This window comes from Massilia alkalitolerans DSM 17462 (assembly GCF_000427785.1).
GTDB lineage: Bacteria > Pseudomonadota > Gammaproteobacteria > Burkholderiales > Burkholderiaceae_D > Telluria > Telluria alkalitolerans.
Genome location: NZ_ATYR01000004.1, coordinates 182325 through 205200, shown reverse-complemented (window position 1 = coordinate 205200; position 22876 = coordinate 182325). Strand labels below are relative to the sequence as shown.

Here is a 22876-nt window from a genome sequence, read left to right as displayed (position 1 = left end):
GTTATGAAAGCAGCTTGCGGAAGTAGACCACCCGCTCGGTTTCCTCGAATCCAAGCGTACGGTGCATCGCGTGGCTCGTCGTATTGTCGAGCAGAGCATCGGACGCCATCTCGGTGCAACCCTGTTCTCTCACCCATTGCTCGGCGGTCTTTACGAGCATCGCAGCGACTCCTTGCTTTCGAAAGGCGGGATTGACGTACAGCCCTTCCAGGAAGCCGACAGGAGACGAGTCGGTGCCGTTGACGTAATCGCTACGCAGCGCCACTTCGACCAGTCCCTGGGGCTCTCCAAGGCGCGAGTAGGCAATCCACTGTGCATAACGGCCGGGTTGTGCACACAGCTCCTGCATTTCCTGCAGGTGGTCGGCGCGATCCGCAGGCCATAAGGCCATGCGCAGCTGCAGCCAGCCGGCTTGTTCAGGGCTTGTACACGGTTTGATCGAGCTCATGAGGCTGCCAATTCTGACGGTTGAGTGTGCATTTTGCTTGTCTTACGAGCGTGAGGCCAGTGAAAACCTGGTTTTGCGGGCTTTTCCGGGCGCGCAGCACTTCACGGTATTAGTTAACTAAAGTTTGTATACAAACTGGTAGTAGATAGTAAACGCGGCCTCTTCTGTTGATAACTCGCGTTTACTCCACAGCATCAATGACTTGCAGACGCGTTTACCGGTTGAACAAAGGCTGTGTGGATTTTGAACGAAACGTGGACAGTTTTCGGGCGAAGCAGGAATTGCAGCGTTCTGCACATCCGATCCTGTGGATATACATCGACTTTTCCACAGTCGCGTGATCAGCAATGTGCTGAAAAACCGTTTGGCAGGCGATTTGCGGGCAAGCGGTGTTTCAGGAGCGATCCTGGCTGACGGTGTTGGCCAGCTGGTGACAAACCATGCTGGTGGTCGACAGGTCTTCAGGCTGGACGCTGTCGGGGCTGGATTCGCGCTGCTGGTTTTGTTGTTGTAGTAAACAAGTTTGTATACAAACTGGTAGTAATAGTAAACGCGCAATCCTTTGTGGATAAGAAGGGTTTTCTCCACAACGTCAATGGTTTACGGTCGCGTTAACCTGCTGAACAAAGCTTGTTTTTAAACTGGAGGAAACTTGGACAGATTTTTGGCTGACTGGGTTAAACAGCTGTTCTGCACATTCGATCCTGTGGATATCCCAGCTGTTTTCCACAGATGAGTTCGAAAATCAGCCGTTTTGCAGGCCAGAAGGGCGACTGCGGTGCTCTGGCGAGCTTTCAGGCTGCCGAGTTGCCAGTGCGCGTGAACCTGCCAGCAGGATCGGCAAGCGGCATCCAGGGTCTGGCCGCGGTAATCGGATTACGGTCGACCTTGGCCGCAGGCATTGTGATCGCGCGCTGATCCAGGTTCGCAGCTGAAGCTTGCGGTCAGACCTGCATCCAGGGCATCAGCTGGCGTGAGCCTTTGCCTGTCGCTGTGCTTTTGGGGATGTCGGCAGACTGCGACGCAGGCTGAAAAAAAATTTTCGAAAAATTTTCTACAGGTTTACAACCAAAGTTTGTATACAACGGTAGTAGTAGTGGTTAACGACGGCCCCAGCTTGTGGACAACACGGTTAACGCCCGGAAAATCATTGGTTTAGCGAGCGCATAAGGCAGTGCATCACTGGCGCGTGAAGGCAGCCTGAAAACTGGACAAGTTTTTGAGTACCCCATAAACCTTCCGGTTCTGCACAAATCAGGCCTGTGGATATCAAGAGGCTTATCCACAGAGGGGCTCTAGACTTCCGTTTACGATCTGGTAAGCTTGCCTCAACGAATGACGAACGGAGGCCTTGGTGGATCTCGACACGCTGTTTCGTAAGCCCTTGCCACGTGAGCCGAAGTGCGGCGGTTCGCGTTTGCTTCGCCATGCCGATCGTGGCGAGCGCGGCAATGGCAGCGGCGTGCGGGAACGCTAGCCTTGGAATCGGCCGGCGAGTACGACTACATCATCGTCGGCGGCGGCACGTCCGGCTGTGTGCTGGCCAACCGGCTGAGCCGTAACCCGAAGATCGAGGTCCTGCTGGTGGAGGCGGGCGGCCGTGACGATTACATGTGGATCCACATCCCGGTCGGCTACCTGCATTGCATCGGCAATCCGCGCACGGACTGGCTGCTGTGCACCGAGGCCGATCCCGGCCTGCACGGAAGGGCGCTGATCTACCCGCGGGGCAAGGTGCTGGGCGGAAGTTCATCGATCAACGGCATGATCTACATGCGCGGCCAGCCGGCGGATTACGCGCGCTGGGCCGACATGACCGGCGACGATTCCTGGCGCTGGGAGAGCGTGCTGCCGCTGTTCAAGCGCAGCGAAGACCACTACCTGGGGGCGAGCGAACTGCATGGCGCCAGCGGCGAATGGCGTGTCGAAAAGCAGCGGCTGTCGTGGCAGATCCTCGACGCGTTCCGTGAAGCGGCAGCCGAGACCGGCATTCCGAAGATCGATGATCTGAACGCCGGCCGCGGCGAAGGTTCGGCTTATTTCGAGGTCAACCAGCGGCGCGGTATCCGCCTGAATACCGCGAAAGCCTTCCTGAAACCGGCGGCGAAACGGCCCAACCTGACCATCATGACCGGCTGCCACGTCGAGCGCCTGCTGTTCGGGGACACCGAGCAAGCCAAAGTCTGCACCGGCATCCGCTTCACCGGTGGAGGCCAGGCCTACACGGCGATGGCACGCCGCGAGACCCTGCTGGCGGCGGGGGCGGTGGGTTCGCCGCAGATCCTGCAGCTGTCCGGCATCGGGGCAGCGGAGGAACTCCAGCGCCACGACATCGCGCAGGTGGCGGACCTGCCCGGCGTCGGCGCCAACCTGCAGGACCACCTGCAGCTGCGCATGATTTTCAAGGTCCAGGGTGTGAGCACCCTGAACACGCGCGCCACCAACTGGTTCGGCAAGACGCTCATTGGACTGGAGTACGCATTCTTCCAGAGCGGGCCGATGTCGATGGCGCCCTCGCAACTGGGCGCCTTCGCCAGATCGTCGCCGGACCTGGCGGCGCCAAATCTGCAGTACCACGTCCAGCCCCTGTCGCTGGACAAGTTCGGCGATCCGCTGCACCGCTTCCCGGCGTTTACGGCCAGCGTGTGCAACTTGCAGCCCACATCACGCGGGCATGTCCGCATCGCTTCCAGCGACAGCTACGCGCCGCCCAGGATCACGCCGAACTACCTGAGCACCGAGGCCGACCGCGGAACCGCTGCCGCCGCGCTGGCGCTGACGCGCCGCATCGTGGCTGCGCCGGCCCTGGCGAAATACCGCCCCGAAGAGTTCATGCCTGGTCCGCAATACCAGAGCGAGGAAGAACTGGCCCACGCGGCAGGCCTGGTCGGCACCACGATTTTCCATCCGGTCGGCACCTGCCGCATGGGTAAAGAAAACGATCCGCTGGCCGTGGTCGACAGCCGCCTGCGGGTGCGCGGCGTGGGGAAACTGCGCGTCGTCGACGCCTCGATCATGCCCTTCATCACTTCCGGGAACACCAATTCCCCGACCATCATGATTGCGGAAAAGGCCGCCCAGGACATCCTCGCCGAGTACGCCTAAAGCAGGCTCGTGCAAAAACGCACACCCGGCGTGCGCTGATATGGCGCATCTCTGCTCCGCACGCCAGCCCGGCCGTATTGTGAGCGCCAGGGCTTGTATGTATCATCAGGCAAGTAGTCCTCGCAGTTCTGTTCGCAGTTTTATCAATCTGCAGCATCGCGTGTTGGAGACCCAATGGCGGACGTCATCCTGGAGACGAACAGGCTCACCAAGGTGTTCAAGGGATTCACGGCAGTCAGCGAGGTCAGCCTCCAGGTCGAACGCGGCCACATCCACGCCCTGATCGGCCCGAACGGCGCCGGCAAGACCACCTGTTTCAACCTGCTCACCCGTTTCCTGGCGCCGACGTCCGGCCAGATCCTCTTCAACAGGCGCGACATCACGGGCACCCGGCCGGCCCGGATCGCGCGCATGGGCATCATCCGTTCCTTCCAGATTTCCGCCGTCTTTCCGCACATGACAGTGCTCGAGAACGTGCGCATCGGCCTGCAGCGCCAGCTCGGCACCAGCTTTCACTTCTGGCGCAGCAGCCGCTCGCTGGATCGCCTGAACGAGCGCGCACTCGGCCTGCTGGCCGAAGTCGGCCTGGACAGTTTTGCCGACACCATGACCGCCGACCTGCCATACGGCCGCAAGCGCGCCCTGGAAATCGCCACCACGCTGGCGATGGAGCCGGAACTGATGCTGCTGGACGAGCCGACCCAGGGCATGGGCCATGAAGATGTCCACAGGGTGACCGAGCTCATCAAGAAGGTGTCGGCGGGCCGCACCATCCTGATGGTTGAGCACAACATGAACGTGGTGGCCGGCATCTGCGACCGCATCTCGGTCCTGCAGCGCGGCGCCGTGCTGGCCGAAGGCAGCTATGCCGAGGTCTCGCGCAATCCCCTGGTAGTGGAAGCCTATATGGGCACGGGCGACGGCAGCCTGGCGGGAGCGCAGCATTGAGCGCCGCCCTCGAGATCCGCGACCTGCACGCCTGGTACGGCGAATCGCACATCCTGCATGGGATCAGCCTCGACGTGGCGCAGGGCGAAGTGGTGACCCTGCTGGGCCGTAACGGCGCCGGGCGGACCACGCTGCTGCGCGCCATCATGGGCCTGACCGGCCGGCGCAGCGGCGCGATCCGGGTGAACGGCGTCGAGTCGATCGGCCTGCCTACCCACCTTATCGCCCATCTCGGCATCGGCTACTGCCCCGAGGAGCGCGGCATTTTTTCCTCGCTGTCGGCGCAAGAAAACCTGCTGCTGCCGCAGCTGAAGGGGGCAGGGCCGGGACTGAGCGTCGACGAGATCTACGCGATGTTCCCCAACCTGGCCGAGCGCCGCCACAGCCAGGGCACGCGCCTGTCGGGCGGCGAACAGCAGATGCTGGCCGTCGCCCGCATCCTGCGCACCGGCGCGCGCCTGCTGCTGCTCGACGAGATATCCGAAGGACTGGCGCCGGTCATCGTGCAGAGTCTGGCGCGCACCATCAGGACCCTGAAAGAGAAGGGCTACACGATTGTCATGGTCGAACAGAATTTTCGTTTCGCCGCGCCGCTCGCGGACCGCTTCTACGTGGTCGAGCACGGCCAGATCGTCGAGACCTTCGGCGCCGCGGAACTGGACAACCGGATGCCGCTGCTGACCGAGCTGCTCGGCGTCTGAACATGTGAAGCACCCGCACACACCAAACGGAGACAACATGAAACGCACCGCCCTTGCCCTCGCTGCCGCTTTTGTCACCATGTCCGCCCAGGCCCAGATCTCGGGCGATGTCGTCAAGATCGGCTTCATCACCGACCTGTCCGGCGTGTATTCGGACGTCGACGGCAACGGCGGGGCGGAAGCGATCCGCATGGCGATCGCCGACATGGGGGGCGCCATCAACGGCAAGAAGATCCAGCTGGTGGTGGCGGACCACCAGAACAAGCCGGACATCGCCGCCTCCAAGGCGCGCGAATGGTTCGACCAGCAAGGCGTCGACCTGCTCATCGGCGGCACCAATTCCGGCGCCAGCCTGGCGATGGCCAAGGTGGCCGCGGAAAAGAAAAAGGTGTTCATCGCGATCGGTTCCGGCACCGCGCAGCTGACCAACGAACAATGCACGCCCTACACCGTCCACTACGCCTACGACACCGTGGCGCTGGCGCGCGGCACCGGCGCGGCCATGCTCAAGCAGGGCGGCAAGTCCTGGTACTTCCTGACCGCCGACTACGCCTTCGGCCAGTCGCTCGAGAAGGATACGGCCGACGTCGTCAAGGCGGGCGGCGGCACGGTGGTGGGCAGCGTCAAGCACCCGCTGTCGGCCTCGGACTTCTCATCCTTCCTGCTGCAGGCGCAGGCCTCCAAGGCGCAGGTGCTGGGCATGGCCAATGCCGGCGGTGACCTGATCAATGCGGTGAAGGCGGCCAACGAGTTCGGCCTGACGAAGAAGATGAAAGTGGCCGGCCTGCTGGTGTTCATCAACGACGTGCACACCCTGGGCCTGAACACGACCCACGGCATGTACCTGACCGATGGCTGGTACTGGGACCGCACCCCGGAGTCCCGCGCCTGGGCCAAGCGCTATTTTGCCAAGATGAAGAAGCAGCCCTCGATGCTGCAGGCCGGCGACTACTCGGCCACCATGCAGTTCTTGAATGCGGTGAAAGCCCTGGGCACCGACAATGCCGAGAAGGTGATGGCGCACCTGAAGGCCACGCCGATCAACGACATGTTCGCCAGGAATGGCACGATCCGCCCGGATGGGCGCATGGTGCACGACATGTACCTGATGCAGGTGAAGACGCCGCAGGAATCGAAGGGTGCGTGGGACTACTACAAGGTGGTGGCCACCATTCCGGGGGACCAGGCTTATACGAAGAAGGCCGAGACCAAGTGCGCGCTGTGGAAGTAGACGTTCAAGATTTTGCTAACGCAATTCTCTGCGTTAGCCGAAAAACCGTCATCCCGGTGAAGGCGCGAACAATGCCACTGGCATTGTTCCCTCCAATTTTTGCATGCGTATTGGCAGCGCTACGAACTTGGGTTCCGGCCTTCGCCGGAACGACGTTCATATGCAGCGGGACCGACGTAAGGCGCAGTCACATGTCCCGATAAGACCAAAACTGACCATGGACATCTTCGGCATCCCCCACCAGGCCCTGCTGAGCCAGCTCCTGCTCGGCCTGGTCAACGGCTCCTTCTACGCCATGCTCTCGCTGGGCCTGGCCGTCATCTTCGGCCTGCTGAACGTCATCAACTTCTCGCACGGCGCGCTGTACATGATGGGCGCCTTCGCCGCCTACATCGGCGTCACCAGTTTCGGGCTGAACTACTGGGTGATGCTGCTGGTCGCCCCGCTGCTGGTCGGCCTGTTCGGCATCCTGGTCGAACGCACGATGCTGCGCCGGCTGTACCAGCTCGATCACCTCTACGGCCTGCTGCTGACCTTCGGCATCACGCTGCTGCTGGAAGGGGTGTTCCGCTCCTTCTTCGGGGTATCGGGCCAGACCCTGGACGTGCCGGAACAACTGGCCGGGGCCACCGACCTCGGCTTCATGATCCTGCCGAACTACCGCGCCTGGGTGGTGGTCGCCTCGCTGTTCGTCTGCCTGTCCACCTGGTTCGTGATCGAGAAGACCCGTCTGGGAGCCTACCTGCGTGCGGGTACCGAGAACCCGAAGCTGGTCGAAGCCTTCGGCATCAACGTGCCGCTGATGGTCACGCTCACCTATGGCTTCGGGGTGGCGCTGGCGGGCTTCGCGGGCGTGCTGGCGGCGCCGGTCATCAACGTCACGCCGCTGATGGGTTCGAACCTGATCATCGTCGTGTTCGCGGTGGTCGTCATCGGCGGCATGGGCTCGATCCTTGGCGCGATCCTCACCGGCCTGGCCCTCGGCGTGATCGAGGGCCTGACGCGCGTGTTCTATCCGGAAGGCTCGGAAGTGGTGGTGTTCGTCGTGATGGTGATCGTCCTGCTGCTGCGTCCGGCCGGACTGTTTGGCAAGGAACGATGAGATGAACAAGAAGATCGCTTACCTCCTCGCGCTGGCGCTGTTCCTGGCGGCGCCCTTCCTGGCCTATCCGGTGTTCCTGATGAAGCTGCTGTGCTTCGCCCTGTTCGCCTGCGCCTTCAACCTCCTGATCGGTTTTACCGGACTGCTGTCCTTCGGCCATGCCGCTTTTTTCGGCAGCGCCGGCTACGTGACCGGACACCTGCTGGCGGTAGTGGGGCTGCCGACCGAGCTCGGCATTGTGCTGGGCGTGGCGGCCTCGTGCCTGCTGGGCCTGATCATCGGCGCGCTGGCGATCCGCCGGCAGGGCATCTACTTCTCGATGATCACGCTGGCGCTGGCCCAGATGGTCTATTTCGCGGCGCTGCGTTCCCCCTATACCCACGGCGAGGATGGACTGCAGGGCGTGCCGCGCGGGCGATTGTTCGGCCTGCTGGACCTGTCGAACGACCTGGCGATGTACTTCGTGGTGCTGGCGATCGCCGTGGCCGGCTTCCTGCTCATCATCCGTATCGTCCGGTCGCCCTTCGGCCAGGTGCTCAAGGCGATCAAGGAAAACGAGGCGCGCGCCGTGTCGCTGGGCTACGAGGTGGACCGCTACAAGCTGCTGGCCTTCGTGCTCTCGGCTAGCCTGGCAGGGCTTGCTGGCGCCACCAAGACGGTGGTGCTGGGCTTCGCCACGCTGACCGACGTGCACTGGACCATGTCGGGGCTGGTGGTCCTGATGACGCTCGTGGGCGGCATGGGAACCCTGGCCGGGCCCATCCTCGGCGCCTTCCTCGTCATCGCGCTGGAGAACAAGCTGGGCGACGTCGGCAGCTGGCTGGCGGAACAGTCGGGCGTTACCTGGTTCGGGACGCTCGGCGAGTCGGTGGGCATGGTGACGGGCCTGATCTTCATTGTCTGTGTTCTATTGTTCCGTCGTGGTATGGTTGGGGAACTAGGAGCGCTGCTCGAGCGCGGCCGCAAGGCCGCCACGTAGGGAAGGGCGGCTGCCCATTGCACGCGGAGCGGACATGAATCTGGAATCCCATTACGTCGACGTACACGGCCTGCGCATGCATTTCGTCAGCGTGGGCGAAGGCCCGGCCGTGATCCTGATGCACGGCTTTCCGGACACCCATGCGATCTGGCGGCTCCAGCTCCCGGCGCTGGCTGCCAAGGGTTTCCGGGTGATCGCGCCCGACATGCGCGGCTACGGCAAGACCGACGCGCCGCCTGCCACCGGCGCGTACGCTATCGAATTCCTGTGCGCCGACATCCTCGGCCTGATGGACCAGCTCGGCCTGGAGAAGGCCTCGCTCGTGGGCCACGACTGGGGCGGGCTGGTCGGCTGGCAACTGTGCATGAATGCGCCGCAGCGCTTCGAGCGTTTCGTCGCTCTGTCCACCGGACACCCGGCGGCGATCGCCAGTGCCGGCGTCACCCAGCAGATGCGCTTCTGGTACATCCTGGGTTTCCTGATGCCGGTGGTGGCCGAACATGCGATCCGCGCCAACGACTGGTTCTTCCTGCGCCAGATGACGCGCCGTCCGGAACAGGTAGCGATCTGGCGGGCGGCGCTGGAGCCGGAAGGGCGCCTGACGGCGGCGCTGAACTACTACCGCGCCAACCTCAAGCTGGGCCGGCCGCACCATTGGCGCCCGGTCGAAGTGCCGGTCATGGGCGTCTGGAGCGACCGCGACCCGGCGCTGGGCGAGAAGCAGATGCTGGATTCGTTCCACCACTGCCGCGCGGGCTTTCGCTACGAGCGCCTGAGCGGAGCGGGGCACTGGATGCAGCTGTCGGCGACGGAGCGCCTCAACGCCCTGCTGCTCGACTTCCTGCGGACCTCATAAGGCAGCGGCGTAGATGGCGCGCGCATCGGCGCGCGTGACTTCCCGTGGGTTGTTGCCGAGCAGTCTGGTTTGCAGCATGGCCTCGTCGGCCAGGCGCTCAAGGTGGGCTTCCGTGATGCCAACCTGGCGCAAGCGCGTTTCGATCCCCGTCATTTTGGCCATTTGTTGCGTCGCAACAATGAGCGCTTCCACACGCGCTTCCTCGCTGCCGCTCGCATGGGGCACGACGATGCCTGCCAGTTCGGCATACAGCCGGCTCGCTTGAGGCAGGTTAAAACGCAGCACCTGCGGCAGGACGAGCGAGTTCGACAGGCCATGCGGCACGTGGAAAATGCCGCCGATCGGGTAGGCCAGCGCATGCACGGCGGCGACCGGTGCGTTCGAAAAGGCCTGGCCCGCCAGGCAGGCGCCCAGCAGCATGGCCTGCCGCACCTCGATGTCGCTGCCCTGCTCGCAGGCGCGCAGCAGGTTGCGTGACAGTAGCGACAGCGCTTCACGGGCCAGCGCATCGGAGAGCGGATTCTTCTTGTGCCTGCTCGTATAGGCCTCGATGGCATGCACCATTGCATCGATGCCGGTCGCGGCCGTAACCGTCGGCGGCAGCCCCAGGGTTAAGGCCGCATCGAGGATGGCAAGGTCGGCATACAGCTGGGGTGCGACGATCCCGCTCTTGGTGGTGGCGCCGGTGGTGACGATGGCGATATTGGTCACCTCCGATCCGGTGCCGGCCGTAGTCGGCACCTGCACCAAAGGAAGGCGCTGGCCCTTGACCTTGCCGATCCCATACATCTCGTCAATAGCCTGCCGCGATCCGGCCAGGACCGCGACCAGCTTCGCTACATCCATCGAGCTGCCGCCGCCGAAGCCGATAACAAGGTCAGCTTCATGGCGGCGGGCTGCCTCGATCGCGTCCAGCACGACTGCCTCGGGCGGGTCCGCGATCACGCCGGAGAAGAGCGCTGGCGCCATGCTTTCCTGCTCCAGGCTGAGCTTTGGAAAATCGAGCAGGCCAGTGCGCAGGAAGCCGGCGTCGGTCACGATGAAGGGGCGGCGGACACCTGGGAAGCGTTCCGCGATGAGCTCGCCCAAGCGGCGGGTAGCGCCCGGTTCGGACAGGATGCTCGGAACGGTGCTGAAAGCAAAGGCGGTCATGGTTTGTCTCCTGTATTTGTCGGACTAGCTTAACCCATCCGTTCCCTTGCCACTGCCGTACAATGCAGCCTCTGCATTCCTCCACGTTTTCCCATGATTGATTTTGCTTGGCTCGGCGTTGCTGCCTTCACCGCCGGGCTGGTCGATGCCGTCGTCGGCGGCGGCGGCCTGATCCAGATTCCCGCGATTTTCTCCGTGCTGCCGAAAGAGGTTCCCGCGACTCTGCTGGGAACCAACAAGTTCGCCAGCATCTTCGGCACCAGTGCCGCCGCCGTGAATTACGCGCGGCGGGTGAGGGTGGCCTGGAGCACCGCAGCGCCGGCCGCGCTGGCGGCCTTCGCGCTGTCCTTCGCCGGGGCCTGGACCGTGACGCGGGTGCCGGCGGACTTTGTACGTACGCTGCTGCCGATCATCCTGGTGGCGGTCGCTATCTACACCTTCAAGAAGAAGGACCTCGGTTCGGTGCATGCACCGGTGCACAGCGGACTGGCTGAGCGTTACTGGGCCATCGGTATCGGCGCCGCGATCGGCTTCTATGACGGTTTTTTTGGACCGGGCACGGGCAGCTTCCTGATCTTCCTGTTCGTGCGCTTCTTCGGCTTCGATTTCCTGAGCGCGTCCGCGGCGGCGAAGATCGTCAACGTCGCTTGTAACTTCTCGGCCCTGCTGTGGTTTGGCTACAGCGGCCACCTGCTGTGGCAGCTCGGCTTGATGATGGCGGCGTGCCAGGTCGCCGGTTCACTGATCGGCACCAGGCTGGCACTGAAGCACGGTAGCGGGTTTGTCCGCAAGCTGTTCCTGGTTGTCGTGTCGGGACTGATCCTGAAAACCGCTTACGATGCCTTCACCAAGATCGGTTGGTGATTGTTCCACGTGAAACAGCAAAGCCGGGCTCGCCCGGCTTTCTTGTTTTTGTTCCACGTGAAACATTCCAAGGACAGCCCGGCTGAGTGTTCCACGTGAAACAAAATTTGTCCTTTTCAGCCCCCCAAAAGCTTCCGCAAGAAAAAAGAATCTATAATCGCGCATTAGACTCCTCGCCTCACTCTCCATCATGCTATTTCCAACTGAATTCGACGTCATCGTCGTCGGCGGCGGCCATGCCGGTACCGAGGCCGCACTTGCGTCTGCACGCACGGGTCAAAAGACCCTGCTGCTGACCCACAATATCGAAACCCTCGGCGCCATGTCGTGCAACCCATCGATTGGCGGCATCGGCAAGGGCCACCTCGTCAAGGAAGTCGACGCACTCGGCGGCGCCATGGCGATTGCCACCGACGAGTCGGGCATCCAGTTCCGCATCCTGAACTCGTCCAAGGGCCCGGCCGTGCGTGCCACCCGCGCCCAGGCCGACCGCATGTTGTACAAGCAGGCGATCCGTTCGCGCCTGGAAAACCAGCCGAACCTGTGGCTGTTCCAGCAGGCCGTGGAAGACCTGATGCTGGAGGGCGAGCGCGTGGTCGGCGCCGTCACCCAGGTCGGACTGAAGTTCCGCGCCCGCGCCGTGGTCCTCACCGCCGGCACTTTCCTGGACGGGAAGATCCACGTCGGCCTGCAGAACTACTCGGGCGGCCGCGCCGGCGATCCGCCCGCGGTCTCGCTGTCGAGCCGCCTGAAGGAACTCAAGCTGCCGCAGGGCCGCCTGAAAACCGGCACGCCGCCGCGCATCGACGGCCGCAGCATCGACTTCTCGGTCTTGTCGGAACAGCCGGGCGACCTCGATCCGGTGCCGGTATTCTCGGTGATGGGCAACGCCGCCATGCACCCGCGCCAGGTGCCGTGCTGGGTGACGCACACCAACGAGAAGACCCACGAGATCATCCGTAACGGCCTCGATCGCAGCCCGATGTACACCGGCGTGATCGAAGGCGTGGGCCCGCGTTACTGCCCCTCGATCGAAGACAAGATCCACCGTTTTGCGTCGAAAGAGTCGCACCAGATCTTCCTGGAGCCGGAAGGCCTGACGACCAACGAGTTCTACCCGAACGGGATCTCGACCAGCTTGCCGTTCGACGTGCAGCTGGAATTGGTGCGCTCGATGCGTGGCATGGAGAACGCCTTCATCCTGCGCCCCGGCTATGCGATCGAATACGACTACTACGACCCACGCGGCCTGAAGGCCTCGCTGGAAACCAAGGCGATCAAGGGCCTGTTCTTTGCCGGCCAGATCAACGGCACCACCGGCTACGAGGAAGCGGCCGCGCAAGGCTTGCTGGCCGGCTTGAACGCCGCGCTGCAGACCCAGGGCAAGGATGCCTGGACGCCGGGCCGCTCGGAAGCCTACCTCGGCGTGCTGGTCGACGACCTCACCACCCAGGGCGTGGCCGAGCCTTACCGCATGTTCACCAGCCGCGCCGAATACCGCCTGTCGCTGCGCGAGGACAATGCCGACATGCGCCTGACCGAGATCGGCCGCAAGCTCGGCATCGTCGGCGACGCCCAGTGGGCCGCCTTCGAGAACAAGCGCGAATCGGTAGCCCGCGAGCTCGAGCGCCTGCGCTCGACCTGGGTCAACCCGCGCATCCTGGCCGCCGCCGAATCCGAGCGCGTGGTGGGGCAGGCAATCGAACGCGAGTACAACCTGGCCGACCTGCTGCGCCGCCCGGGCGTGCAGTACGACACCCTGATGAGCATGACCGGGATCGAAGGCCAGGCACTGGCCGGCCCCGGTGTGGAAGACCCGGCGGTGAAGGAGCAGATCGAGATCCAGTTGAAGTACGCCGGCTACATCAACCGGCAGGCGCGCGAAGTGGAGCGTCACGACCACTACGAGAACCTCAAGCTGCCGGAAAACCTGAACTACCTGGATATCCAGGCCCTGTCCTTCGAGGTGCGCCAGAAGCTCGACAAGCAGCGTCCGGAAACCCTGGGCCAGGCTTCGCGCATCTCGGGCGTCACCCCGGCGGCGATCTCGCTGCTGCTGGTGCACTTGAAAAAGCGCGGCGCCAAGGGCTTTACCAACGCACCGGCGGAGCAGGCTGAATGAAATACTTCGACCGCGCCGCATTGGCGCAGGTGCTAGCTGACGGCATCAAGGACATGCATCTCGACGTATCGGCAGCACAGCAGGACAAGCTGCTCGATTACCTGGCGCTGATGAACAAGTGGAACAGCGTCTACAACCTGACCTCGCTGCGCGACCCGATGCAGATGGTGACCCACCACCTGCTCGATTCGCTCGCGGCGGTGCCTGCCTTTGCGGACGCGCGCAATGTGCTGGACGTCGGGGCAGGGGGCGGATTGCCGGGTGTGGTGCTCGCCATCTGCAGGCCAGACATGACATTGTCGATGATCGACACGGTCCACAAGAAAACCGCCTTCCTCAAGCAGGTGAAAGCGGAACTCGAGCTGACCAACGTCACTGTGCACACCATGAAGGTGCAGGAACTCAAAGTGAATGACAAATTCGACGTGATTACTTCCCGCGCGTTTGCGGACCTCACGGATTTCCTGAACTGGTCCGGGCACCTGCTGGCCGAGGGCGGAAAATTCATCGCCTTGAAAGGCACGGCGCCGGCGGAAGAGCAGGAACGCATACCGGCGGAATGGAAAATAAGCGGTTTACAGCCATTGCAGGTTCCAAGGCTGGGCGCGGAGCGTCACCTCATATTTGTCGAGCGATCGACATAAACAGAATAAACCGTATAAACAGTTTATATCGTTTATAAAATACTAACCGTTTAAATGGTTTGTACAATATGAACGGTATACCACCTTGGCTTCCACGGACAAGAATAGATGGCGAAGATTTTTTGCGTAGCGAACCAGAAGGGCGGGGTCGGCAAGACCACCACCAGTGTGAACCTGGCGGCAGGCCTGGCCAAGCTGGACCAGCGCGTGCTGCTGGTCGACCTCGACCCGCAGGGCAATGCCACCATGGGCGCGGGCATCAACAAGGCCTCGCTCGAAGGTTCGATCTACCAGGTGTTGCTGGGCGAGCTCGATGTGCCCACCGCGCGCCTGCGTTCCGAGTCCGGGCGCTTCGACGTGCTGCCGGCCAACCGCGAGCTGGCCGGTGCCGAAGTCGAGATGGTGGCGCTCGAGAACCGCGAGCGCCGCCTGAAGGAAGCGCTGGCGGCGGTGGACAAGGACTACGACTTCATCCTGGTCGACTGCCCGCCGGCGCTGTCGCTGCTCACGCTCAATGGCCTGTGCGCAGCGCACGGCGTGATCATCCCGATGCAGTGCGAGTACTACGCGCTGGAGGGCCTGTCCGACCTGGTCAACACGATCAAGAAGGTGCACGCCAACCTGAACACCGACCTGCGCATCATCGGCCTGCTGCGGGTGATGTTCGATCCGCGCATGACGCTGTCGCAGCAGGTGTCGAGCCAGCTCGAGCAGCACTTCGGCGACAAGGTGTTCAAGACCATCATCCCGCGCAACGTGCGCCTGGCCGAGGCGCCGTCGTATGGCATGCCGGGCGTGGTGTTCGACCCGTCCTCGAAAGGCGCGCAGGCGTACATAGCCTTTGGCGCCGAGATGGTCGAGCGCATCAAGACCATGTGATTACAAAACTAGCTGACATAGATATGGCAACCAAAAAACTCAAAGGCCTCGGGCGCGGCCTCGACGCACTGCTCGGCGGCGACAGCCAGCCGGCGCCTAGTAAAGCCCCCTCGTCGCTGCCGATCACCCAGATCCAGGCCGGCAAGTACCAGCCGCGTACCCGCATGGACGAAACCTCGCTGAGCGAGCTGGCGGCCTCGATCAAGACCCAGGGCATCATGCAGCCGGTGCTGGTGCGTCCGCTGGAGTCGGGCGCCAGTCCCGACGGCGCCCCGGTTCCGTACGAGATCATCGCCGGCGAGCGCCGCTTCCGCGCCGCCCAGATGGCCGGCCTGGACGAGATTCCGGTGCTGGTGCGCGAGGTCGACGACCAGTCGGCCGCGGCCATGGCCCTGATCGAGAACATCCAGCGCGAAGACCTGAACCCGCTCGAAGAAGCGCAGGGCATCCAGCGCCTGATCAATGATTTCAACTTCACCCACGAGCAGGCGGCAGCCAGCGTCGGCCGTTCGCGCAGCGCGGTGTCGAACCTGCTGCGCCTGATCAACCTGGCCCAGCCGGTGCAGACCATGCTGATGGCGGGCGACATCGACATGGGCCATGCCCGTGCCCTGCTGGCGGTGGAGAGCGCGAACCAGATCACCCTGGCCAACCAGGTGATCGCCAAGCGCCTGTCGGTGCGCGAGACCGAGAAGCTGGTGGCCCGTGCGCTCGAGGAGCAGTCGAGCCCGGCAACCCCGGCGCGTGCCAAGGACAAGCCGGGCGACATCGTGCGCCTGGAAGAGGAACTGTCGGACAAGCTTGCCACGCCGGTGATGTTCAAGATGGGGGCGAAGGGCAAGGGACAGCTGATCATCGACTTTGCCGACCTCGACATCCTGGACGGCGTGCTGGCGCGCCTGCGTGCCTGAAATGTGTCTTGGCGCGGGGTGGCAAAGCTTGTCAACCCCGCGCCGGAAGTGACGTATGCATGCCACGTTCGCTCACCGCGAAGACTGTTTGAACGCGTGGGCAGGAGACCAGTCCACGCTGCGCAAGTCAGTACTGGCTCATCAGTTAAGTGACTGAAAATATGGGAAAAACAGAAATGCCAATGTTGCTCCCATCACATCTTTACGCAGCAGTTATAAGCGCGGAATCGTTTGACTCGCGTCCGTATAACCACTTATAATCCCGCTGATTCATGTAATTACCACATCGTAACTGTCCGATTGCGCGGCGAGAAACCAGAACAAAAATGTTGCGCATCGTCTCCCTGCAATTGATTGCAACAGTAGTCGCAGGCGCCATCGCCGCTCTACTGGGGGGATGGTCTGCGATGTTTTCGGCAGTACTGGGCGGTTTGTGTTGTGTAGTGCCCAACGGAATCATGGCAATAAGGCTGTTCGCCAACGCTCACCGAGTCGGTGGTGCCAGTCCTGCAACATTCTTCATCTGGGAATTTATAAAGATTGCTCTCACGCTGGCGCTCTTGGGCGCTACCGCGTGGCTGTACCACGATCTGAACTGGCTGGCGCTACTTGCCGGGTTTGTCGTGGCGCTGAAAAGTTACATATTCTTATTATTTAGGCACTGAAAAATGGCGACTCCAACCGACGGCGCAGCGCACGCGCCCACCGCTTCAGAATACATCAAGCACCACCTGGGCCATCTGTCGAACCACCACCAGGACAGCCCGGTCGACTTCTCGATCCTGCACTACGACACGATTTTCTGGTCGATCGCCATGGGCGTTCTCGGCTGCCTGATCATGTGGATGGCCGCGCGTAAAGCCACCTCGGGCGTACCGGGCCGCTTCCAGGCTGCCGTCGAGATGCTGGTCGAGATGGTTGAAGACCAGTCGAAGTCGATCGTCCACGGCGACCGCAGCTTCATCGCCCCGCTGGCGCTCACCGTGTTCGTCTGGGTCGCCCTGATGAACTCGCTGGACTTCCTACCGGTCGACATGTTCGCATTGGCCTTCAGCGCCCTGGGCGTGGAGCACATCTTCCCGTATCACCGCGTCGTTCCTACCGCCGACCTGAACGGCACTATCGGCATTTCGCTGGGCGTGCTGCTCCTGATGTTCTACTACAGCATCAAGGTCAAAGGCCTGGGCGGCTGGATTCACGAACTGTTCGCAGCACCGTTCGGCATCGCCATGGCGCCGTTCAATTTGCTCCTGAACATCATCGAATACGCAGCAAAAATGGTGTCGCTCGGTATGCGACTGTTCGGCAACATGTTCGCCGGCGAGCTGCTGTTCCTATTGATCGCTCTGCTGGGCTCGACCGCTACCGTCTTCGGTTTCGTCGGCCACGTGATTGCTGGCTCGATCTGGGCGATCTTCCACATCCTGATCGTGTTCCTGCAGGCATTCATCTTCATGATGCTGACGCTGGTGTACCTCGGTCAGGCCCATGAAGGCCACTGATCGGCGCCGCAAGCATCGAACAGATAGTGGTTGTAAAGAAGTTGTAGTTTTTAATCTAGTTTTTAAATTAACTTTTGGAGTTACACATGACTGACCTTTCTTTTGTTGCACTGGCTTGCGGTTTGATCATCGGTCTGGGCGCTATCGGTGCTTGCATCGGCATCGCTCTGATGGGCGGTAAATACCTGGAAGCCTCTGCACGTCAGCCAGAACTGATGAACACCCTGCAGACCAAGATGTTCCTGCTGGCCGGTCTGATCGACGCGGCATTCCTGATCGGTGTTGGTATCGCCATGCTGTTCGCGTTCGCTAACCCGTTCACCGGCTAAGACACACGTCTTGACGCATTGAAGAGCCGAACCGGATCCGGTTCGGCATCCGTGTTTCTGTAATAAGGAAAATACCGTGAACCTTAACGCAACGATGTTTGCACAGCTCGTGGTCTTCCTCATCCTGGCCGCCTTCACGATGAAGTTCGTGTGGCCGCCACTGATGAAAGCACTCGACGAGCGTGCTGAGAGGATTGCGAATGGCCTGGCAGCAGCCGATCGTGGCAAGGCCGACCTGGCCGCCGCAGAAAAGCGTGTGCAGGCCGAAATGGCCGGCGCCCGTGACGAAGTCCAGAAGCGCATCGCCGACGCTGAAAAGCGCGCTGCCCAGATCATCGACGCAGCCAAGGCAACCGCTGCCGAAGAAGCCGCCCGTATCGTCGCTGCCGCCCAGGCCGACGCCGAGCAGCAAGTGACCCGCGCCCGCGAAGAACTGCGCGCACAGGTCGCCTCGCTGGCAGTGCAAGGCGCCGAGCAGATCCTGAAGCGTGAAGTGAACCCAGCGGTCCACGCCGACCTGCTGTCGAAACTGTCGACCGAGCTCTGATCATGGCTGAACTCGCAACCGTCGCCCGCCCTTACGCCGAAGCGCTGTACCGTGTCGCCCAATCGGGCGACGTGGCCGCCTGGTCGGCCGTCACTGCCGAATTGGGCCAGATCGGCGCCAATCCGGAAGTGCAGGCTTTCGCCGCCAACCCGAAGGTCACCGCCGCCCAGCTGGCCGACACGATTGCGTCCCTGGTCAAGTCGCCGCTGAACGCTGAAGCGAAGAACTTTATCGCGATGCTGGCCGAAAACGGCCGCGTCACCCTGCTGCCCGAAATCGCCGCCCAGTTCGCGGCACTGAAGAACGCCAACGAAGGTGCCGCCGATGCGGCGATCTTCAGCGCCTTCGAGATCTCGGGTGACCAGCTGGCCCAGCTGGTCGCTACGCTGGAAAAGAAATTTGGCCGCAAGCTGAACCCAACGGTGACAGTGGATCCTTCGCTGATCGGTGGTGTGCGCGTGGTCGTCGGCGACGAAGTGCTCGATACCTCGGTACGCGCCAAGCTGCAACAGATGCAAGTTGCGCTGGTGTCGTAATCGATCGATATCTAGCAGCACGCGCCGGCCCTAGCGCCCTTGCCCTACGCATCAAAAACATTTGGAGTTAGCACTCATGCAACTTAATTCTTCTGAAATCAGCGAACTGATCAAGAGCCGCATCCAGGGTCTGGAAGGTTCGGCTGAAGTTCGCAATCAAGGCACGGTGATCTCCGTCGCCGACGGTATCTGCCGCATCCATGGTCTGTCGGACGTGATGCAGGGCGAGATGCTGGAATTCCCTGGCAACACCTTCGGCCTGGCGATGAACCTCGAGCGCGACTCCGTCGGCGCCGTCATCCTGGGCGCCTACGAGCACATCTCGGAAGGCGACAACGTCAAGACCACCGGCCGCATCCTGGAAGTGCCGATCGGTCCGGAACTGCGTGGCCGCGTGGTCAACGCACTGGGCCAGCCGATCGACGGCAAGGGTCCGATCGCCACCACCCTGACCGCACCGATCGAAAAGATCGCTCCGGGCGTCATCGCCCGTGAATCGGTCTCGCAGCCGATGCAGACCGGCATCAAGTCGATCGACGCAATGGTGCCGATCGGCCGTGGCCAGCGTGAGCTGATCATTGGCGACCGCCAGACCGGCAAGTCGGCCGTGGCTGTCGATGCGATCATCAACCAGAAGGGCCAGGGCGTCACCTGCGTGTACGTCGCAATCGGCCAGAAGGCTTCGACCATCAAGAACATCGTCCGCTCGCTGGAACAGCACGGCGCGATGGAGTACACCATCGTTGTCGCCGCTTCCGCTTCGGAATCGGCTGCGATGCAGTACATCTCGGCCTACTCGGGCTGCGCCATGGGCGAATACTTCCGCGACCGCGGCGAAGACGCACTGATCGTCTATGACGACCTGTCGAAGCAAGCCGTTGCCTACCGCCAGATCTCGCTGCTGCTGCGCCGTCCGCCGGGCCGCGAAGCCTACCCGGGCGACGTGTTCTACCTGCACAGCCGTCTGCTGGAGCGCGCAGCACGCGTGAACGCCGACTACGTCGAGAAGTTCACCAACGGCGCCGTCACCGGCAAGACCGGTTCGCTGACCGCACTGCCGATCATCGAAACCCAGGCAGGCGACGTCTCGGCATTCGTGCCGACCAACGTGATTTCGATTACCGACGGCCAGATCTTCCTGGAGACCTCGCTGTTCAACGCCGGTATCCGTCCTGCGATCAACGCCGGTATCTCGGTGTCGCGCGTCGGTGGCGCAGCCCAGACCAAGGTCATCAAGGGCCTGTCGGGCGGTATCCGTACCGACCTGGCGCAGTACCGTGAACTGGCTGCGTTCGCGCAGTTCGCATCGGACCTGGACGAATCGACCCGCAAGCAGCTGGACCGCGGTGCACGCGTGACCGAACTGCTGAAGCAGCCGCAGTTCTCGCCGCTGTCGACCTCGCTGATGGCCGCATCGCTGTTCGCCGTCAACAAGGGCTACCTGGACGACATCGAAGTCAAGAAAGTCCTGCCGTTCGAGCAGGGCCTGCACAACTTCCTGAAGTCGAGCCACGCTGCGCTGCTGTCGAAGATCGACGAAACCAAGCAACTGGACAAGGACGGCGAAGCTGCGCTGTCGGCCGCCATTGCTGATTTCAAGAAATCCGGCGCATATTAATCGTCAAGCCGGCGCCGTGTGAGCACGGTGCCGGTGCGCGGAAGGAGTAAGGACTCATGGCAGTAGGCAAAGAGATTCGTGGCAAGATCAAGAGCGTAGAGAATACGAAGAAGATCACCAAGGCGATGGAAATGGTCGCCGCATCGAAAATGCGCAAGGCGCAGGACCGTATGCGCGCCGCCCGTCCCTACAGTGACAAGGTTCGTACCATCACCGCCAATCTGGCCGGCGCAAACCCGGAATACACGCACCCGTTCATGGCGCAAGCCAAGCACGTGCAGGCGAAGGCCGTGGGTTTCATCGTCGTCACGACCGACAAGGGTCTGTGCGGCGGCATGAACACCAACGTGCTGCGCCAGGTGACGCTGAAGGCGCGCGAGATGGAGCAGGCAGGTAACACCGTCGAGGCAGTTGCCATCGGCAACAAGGGCCTGGGCTTCCTGAACCGCATGGGCATGAAAGTTGTTTCGCAAGCGACCCAGCTCGGCGATACGCCGCACCTGGACAAGCTGATCGGCCCGGTCAAAGTGATGCTGGACGCGTACCAGGAAGGCAAGCTCGACGCTGTCTACCTGTGCTACACCAAGTTCATCAACACGATGAAGCAGGAACCGATGGTCGAGCAGCTGCTCCCGCTGCCGGCCAAGCACATGGAAGCGGACAAGGGCGGTATCAGCTGGGACTACATCTACGAACCGGAAGCGGCCGTCGTCATCGACGAACTGCTGGTGCGTTATGTGGAAGCGCTGGTGTACCAGGCCGTCGCCGAGAACCTGGCGTCCGAGCAGTCGGCACGCATGGTGGCGATGAAGGCAGCGAGCGACAACGCCGGTAGTGTCATCAGCGACCTGAAGCTGGTCTACAACAAGACCCGCCAGGCAGCGATTACCAAAGAACTCTCCGAGATCGTTTCCGGCGCAGCAGCCGTCTAAGCGATCAAAGCACAAGAATTTAACTATATATCTGAAGGAACGAACATGGCTGATGGCAAAATCGTTCAGTGTATCGGCGCAGTGGTCGACGTGGAATTCCCGCGTAACGCCATGCCGAAAGTGTACGACGCACTGAAAATGGAAGGTTCGGAACTGACCCTGGAAGTCCAGCAGCAGCTGGGCGACGGCGTGGTCCGTACCATTGCACTGGGCAGCTCGGAAGGCCTGCGTCGCGGCATGATTATCCAGAACACCGGCAACCCGATCATGGTTCCGGTCGGCACCCCGACCCTGGGCCGCATCATGGACGTGCTGGGCAACCCGATCGACGAATGCGGTCCGGTCAGCCACGAGCGCATGGCATCGATCCACCGCGATGCGCCGGCCTACGACGAGCTGTCGCCGTCGACCGACCTGCTGGAAACCGGCATCAAGGTGATTGACCTGGTCTGCCCGTTCGCAAAAGGCGGTAAGGTCGGCCTGTTCGGCGGCGCCGGCGTCGGCAAGACCGTCAACATGATGGAACTGATCAACAACATCGCGAAGGCGCACTCGGGTCTGTCCGTGTTCGCCGGCGTGGGTGAGCGTACCCGTGAAGGTAACGACTTCTACCACGAGATGGCGGACGCCAAGGTCGTCGACCTGGAAAACCCGACCAACTCGAAAGTGGCGATGGTCTACGGCCAGATGAACGAACCGCCGGGCAACCGTCTGCGCGTCGCGCTGACCGGCCTGACCATGGCGGAAGCCTTCCGTGACGAAGGCAAGGACGTTCTGTTCTTCGTCGACAACATCTACCGTTACACCCTGGCCGGTACCGAAGTGTCGGCACTGCTGGGCCGTATGCCGTCCGCGGTGGGCTACCAGCCGACCCTGGCCGAAGAAATGGGCCGCCTGCAAGAGCGTATTACCTCGACCAAGACCGGTTCGATCACCTCGATCCAGGCCGTGTACGTCCCTGCGGATGACTTGACCGACCCGTCGCCTGCTACCACCTTCGCCCACCTGGATTCGACCGTCGTTCTGTCGCGTGACATCGCTTCGCTGGGTATCTACCCGGCAGTGGACCCGCTGGACTCGACCTCGCGCCAGCTGGACCCGCTGGTCGTCGGTGAAGAGCACTACGCCACCGCGCGCGCCGTGCAGGGCACCCTGCAGCGCTACAAGGAACTGCGTGACATCATCGCGATTCTGGGCATGGACGAACTGGCGCCGGAAGACAAGCTGGTCGTCGCACGCGCTCGCAAGATGCAGCGTTTCCTGTCGCAGCCGTTCCACGTCGCTGAAGTGTTCACCGGCTCGCCGGGCAAGTACGTTTCGCTGAAAGACACGATCAAGGGCTTCAAGATGATCGCATCGGGCGAACTGGACCACCTGCCGGAGCAGGCCTTCTACATGGTCGGCACCATCGAGGAAGCAATCGAAAAGGCCAAGAAGCTGGCTGCCTAAGCCAGATTCTTAACCCGAAGG

Annotated in this window: 24 protein-coding genes; 22 read left to right on the top strand and 2 right to left on the bottom strand. The window is 62.2% G+C overall.

The window, feature by feature from the left end; translation table 11 throughout:
* Position 1 precedes the first annotated feature (1 nt).
* On the bottom strand, positions 2-448 hold the full coding sequence (gene aac(6') / locus YWC_RS0106590) for an aminoglycoside 6'-N-acetyltransferase (RefSeq protein WP_027864661.1): 447 nt from the start codon (positions 446-448) through the stop codon (positions 2-4).
* Positions 449-785: 337 nt separating this feature from the next.
* Between aac(6') and YWC_RS32695 the strand changes: the two genes are divergently transcribed.
* The 9 genes from YWC_RS32695 to YWC_RS0106555 all read left to right on the top strand — a co-directional run bounded on the left by YWC_RS32695 (position 786) and on the right by YWC_RS0106555 (position 9370).
* A complete protein-coding gene (locus YWC_RS32695) occupies positions 786-962 on the top strand; it encodes a hypothetical protein (protein WP_156923535.1) in 177 nt (58 codons plus the stop codon).
* 218 nt (positions 963-1180) lie between these two features.
* Complete coding sequence (locus YWC_RS32690; protein ID WP_156923533.1) at positions 1181-1366, top strand: hypothetical protein; 186 nt, start codon at positions 1181-1183, stop codon at positions 1364-1366.
* A 561-nt stretch (positions 1367-1927) separates the two neighbouring features.
* Positions 1928-3553 carry a GMC family oxidoreductase gene (locus YWC_RS0106585; RefSeq protein ID WP_027864660.1) on the top strand — a complete coding sequence of 542 codons (1626 nt, stop codon included), beginning with the start codon at positions 1928-1930 and terminating at the stop codon, positions 3551-3553.
* Between the two features lie 174 nt (positions 3554-3727).
* Positions 3728-4501 (top strand): ABC transporter ATP-binding protein, encoded by a 774-nt coding sequence (locus YWC_RS0106580; RefSeq protein WP_027864659.1) that lies wholly within the window; start codon positions 3728-3730, stop codon positions 4499-4501.
* The gene (locus YWC_RS0106575; protein WP_027864658.1) at positions 4498-5202 is read left to right on the top strand and encodes an ABC transporter ATP-binding protein; all 705 of its coding nucleotides are present in this window, start codon (positions 4498-4500) and stop codon (positions 5200-5202) included. The genes YWC_RS0106580 and YWC_RS0106575 overlap by 4 nt, the downstream gene beginning before the upstream one ends.
* A gap of 37 nt (positions 5203-5239) precedes the next feature.
* Positions 5240-6433 carry an ABC transporter substrate-binding protein gene (locus tag YWC_RS0106570; protein WP_027864657.1) on the top strand — a complete coding sequence of 398 codons (1194 nt, stop codon included), beginning with the start codon at positions 5240-5242 and terminating at the stop codon, positions 6431-6433.
* A gap of 217 nt (positions 6434-6650) precedes the next feature.
* Positions 6651-7535: a branched-chain amino acid ABC transporter permease gene (locus YWC_RS0106565; RefSeq protein ID WP_027864656.1), complete on the top strand. Its 885-nt coding sequence runs from the start codon at positions 6651-6653 to the stop codon at positions 7533-7535.
* 1 nt (position 7536) lies between these two features.
* Positions 7537-8514: a branched-chain amino acid ABC transporter permease gene (locus YWC_RS0106560; protein ID WP_027864655.1), complete on the top strand. Its 978-nt coding sequence runs from the start codon at positions 7537-7539 to the stop codon at positions 8512-8514.
* A gap of 34 nt (positions 8515-8548) precedes the next feature.
* Complete coding sequence (locus YWC_RS0106555) at positions 8549-9370, top strand: alpha/beta fold hydrolase (RefSeq protein WP_027864654.1); 822 nt, start codon at positions 8549-8551, stop codon at positions 9368-9370.
* Here YWC_RS0106555 and YWC_RS0106550 read toward each other — a convergent pair.
* Positions 9365-10522 carry an iron-containing alcohol dehydrogenase gene (locus YWC_RS0106550; RefSeq protein ID WP_027864653.1) on the bottom strand — a complete coding sequence of 386 codons (1158 nt, stop codon included), beginning with the start codon at positions 10520-10522 and terminating at the stop codon, positions 9365-9367. The two genes, YWC_RS0106555 and YWC_RS0106550, sit on opposite strands and share 6 nt — an antisense overlap.
* A gap of 93 nt (positions 10523-10615) precedes the next feature.
* On the opposite strand from YWC_RS0106550, the gene YWC_RS0106545 reads away from it, so the two are divergent.
* The 13 genes from YWC_RS0106545 to atpD all read left to right on the top strand — a co-directional run bounded on the left by YWC_RS0106545 (position 10616) and on the right by atpD (position 22855).
* Complete coding sequence (locus YWC_RS0106545; protein ID WP_027864652.1) at positions 10616-11386, top strand: sulfite exporter TauE/SafE family protein; 771 nt, start codon at positions 10616-10618, stop codon at positions 11384-11386.
* Between the two features lie 190 nt (positions 11387-11576).
* Positions 11577-13508, top strand: coding sequence for a tRNA uridine-5-carboxymethylaminomethyl(34) synthesis enzyme MnmG (gene mnmG / locus YWC_RS0106540; RefSeq protein WP_027864651.1), 1932 nt, complete (start codon positions 11577-11579; stop codon positions 13506-13508).
* Positions 13505-14152: a 16S rRNA (guanine(527)-N(7))-methyltransferase RsmG gene (gene rsmG, locus YWC_RS0106535; RefSeq protein WP_027864650.1), complete on the top strand. Its 648-nt coding sequence runs from the start codon at positions 13505-13507 to the stop codon at positions 14150-14152. Before mnmG ends, rsmG begins: the two co-directional genes overlap by 4 nt.
* A gap of 108 nt (positions 14153-14260) precedes the next feature.
* Positions 14261-15031: a ParA family protein gene (locus tag YWC_RS0106530; protein ID WP_027864649.1), complete on the top strand. Its 771-nt coding sequence runs from the start codon at positions 14261-14263 to the stop codon at positions 15029-15031.
* 23 nt (positions 15032-15054) lie between these two features.
* Entirely contained in the window at positions 15055-15942 is an 888-nt protein-coding gene (locus tag YWC_RS0106525; protein WP_027864648.1) for a ParB/RepB/Spo0J family partition protein, read from the top strand.
* 326 nt (positions 15943-16268) lie between these two features.
* Positions 16269-16607 carry an ATP synthase subunit I gene (locus tag YWC_RS0106520; RefSeq protein WP_027864647.1) on the top strand — a complete coding sequence of 113 codons (339 nt, stop codon included), beginning with the start codon at positions 16269-16271 and terminating at the stop codon, positions 16605-16607.
* 3 nt (positions 16608-16610) lie between these two features.
* Positions 16611-17444, top strand: a complete 834-nt coding sequence (atpB, locus tag YWC_RS0106515) for a F0F1 ATP synthase subunit A (RefSeq protein WP_027864646.1) — start codon at positions 16611-16613, stop codon at positions 17442-17444.
* 86 nt (positions 17445-17530) lie between these two features.
* On the top strand, positions 17531-17773 hold the full coding sequence (gene atpE, locus YWC_RS0106510; RefSeq protein WP_027864645.1) for a F0F1 ATP synthase subunit C: 243 nt from the start codon (positions 17531-17533) through the stop codon (positions 17771-17773).
* Positions 17774-17849: 76 nt separating this feature from the next.
* Positions 17850-18320, top strand: a complete 471-nt coding sequence (locus YWC_RS0106505; protein WP_027864644.1) for a F0F1 ATP synthase subunit B — start codon at positions 17850-17852, stop codon at positions 18318-18320.
* A 2-nt stretch (positions 18321-18322) separates the two neighbouring features.
* Entirely contained in the window at positions 18323-18856 is a 534-nt protein-coding gene (locus YWC_RS0106500) for a F0F1 ATP synthase subunit delta (protein ID WP_027864643.1), read from the top strand.
* Positions 18857-18932: 76 nt separating this feature from the next.
* Positions 18933-20474 (top strand): F0F1 ATP synthase subunit alpha, encoded by a 1542-nt coding sequence (atpA, locus tag YWC_RS0106495; protein ID WP_027864642.1) that lies wholly within the window; start codon positions 18933-18935, stop codon positions 20472-20474.
* 56 nt (positions 20475-20530) lie between these two features.
* Positions 20531-21406: a F0F1 ATP synthase subunit gamma gene (atpG, locus tag YWC_RS0106490; RefSeq protein ID WP_027864641.1), complete on the top strand. Its 876-nt coding sequence runs from the start codon at positions 20531-20533 to the stop codon at positions 21404-21406.
* A gap of 45 nt (positions 21407-21451) precedes the next feature.
* Entirely contained in the window at positions 21452-22855 is a 1404-nt protein-coding gene (atpD, locus tag YWC_RS0106485) for a F0F1 ATP synthase subunit beta (RefSeq protein ID WP_027864640.1), read from the top strand.
* Positions 22856-22876: the final 21 nt, after the last annotated feature.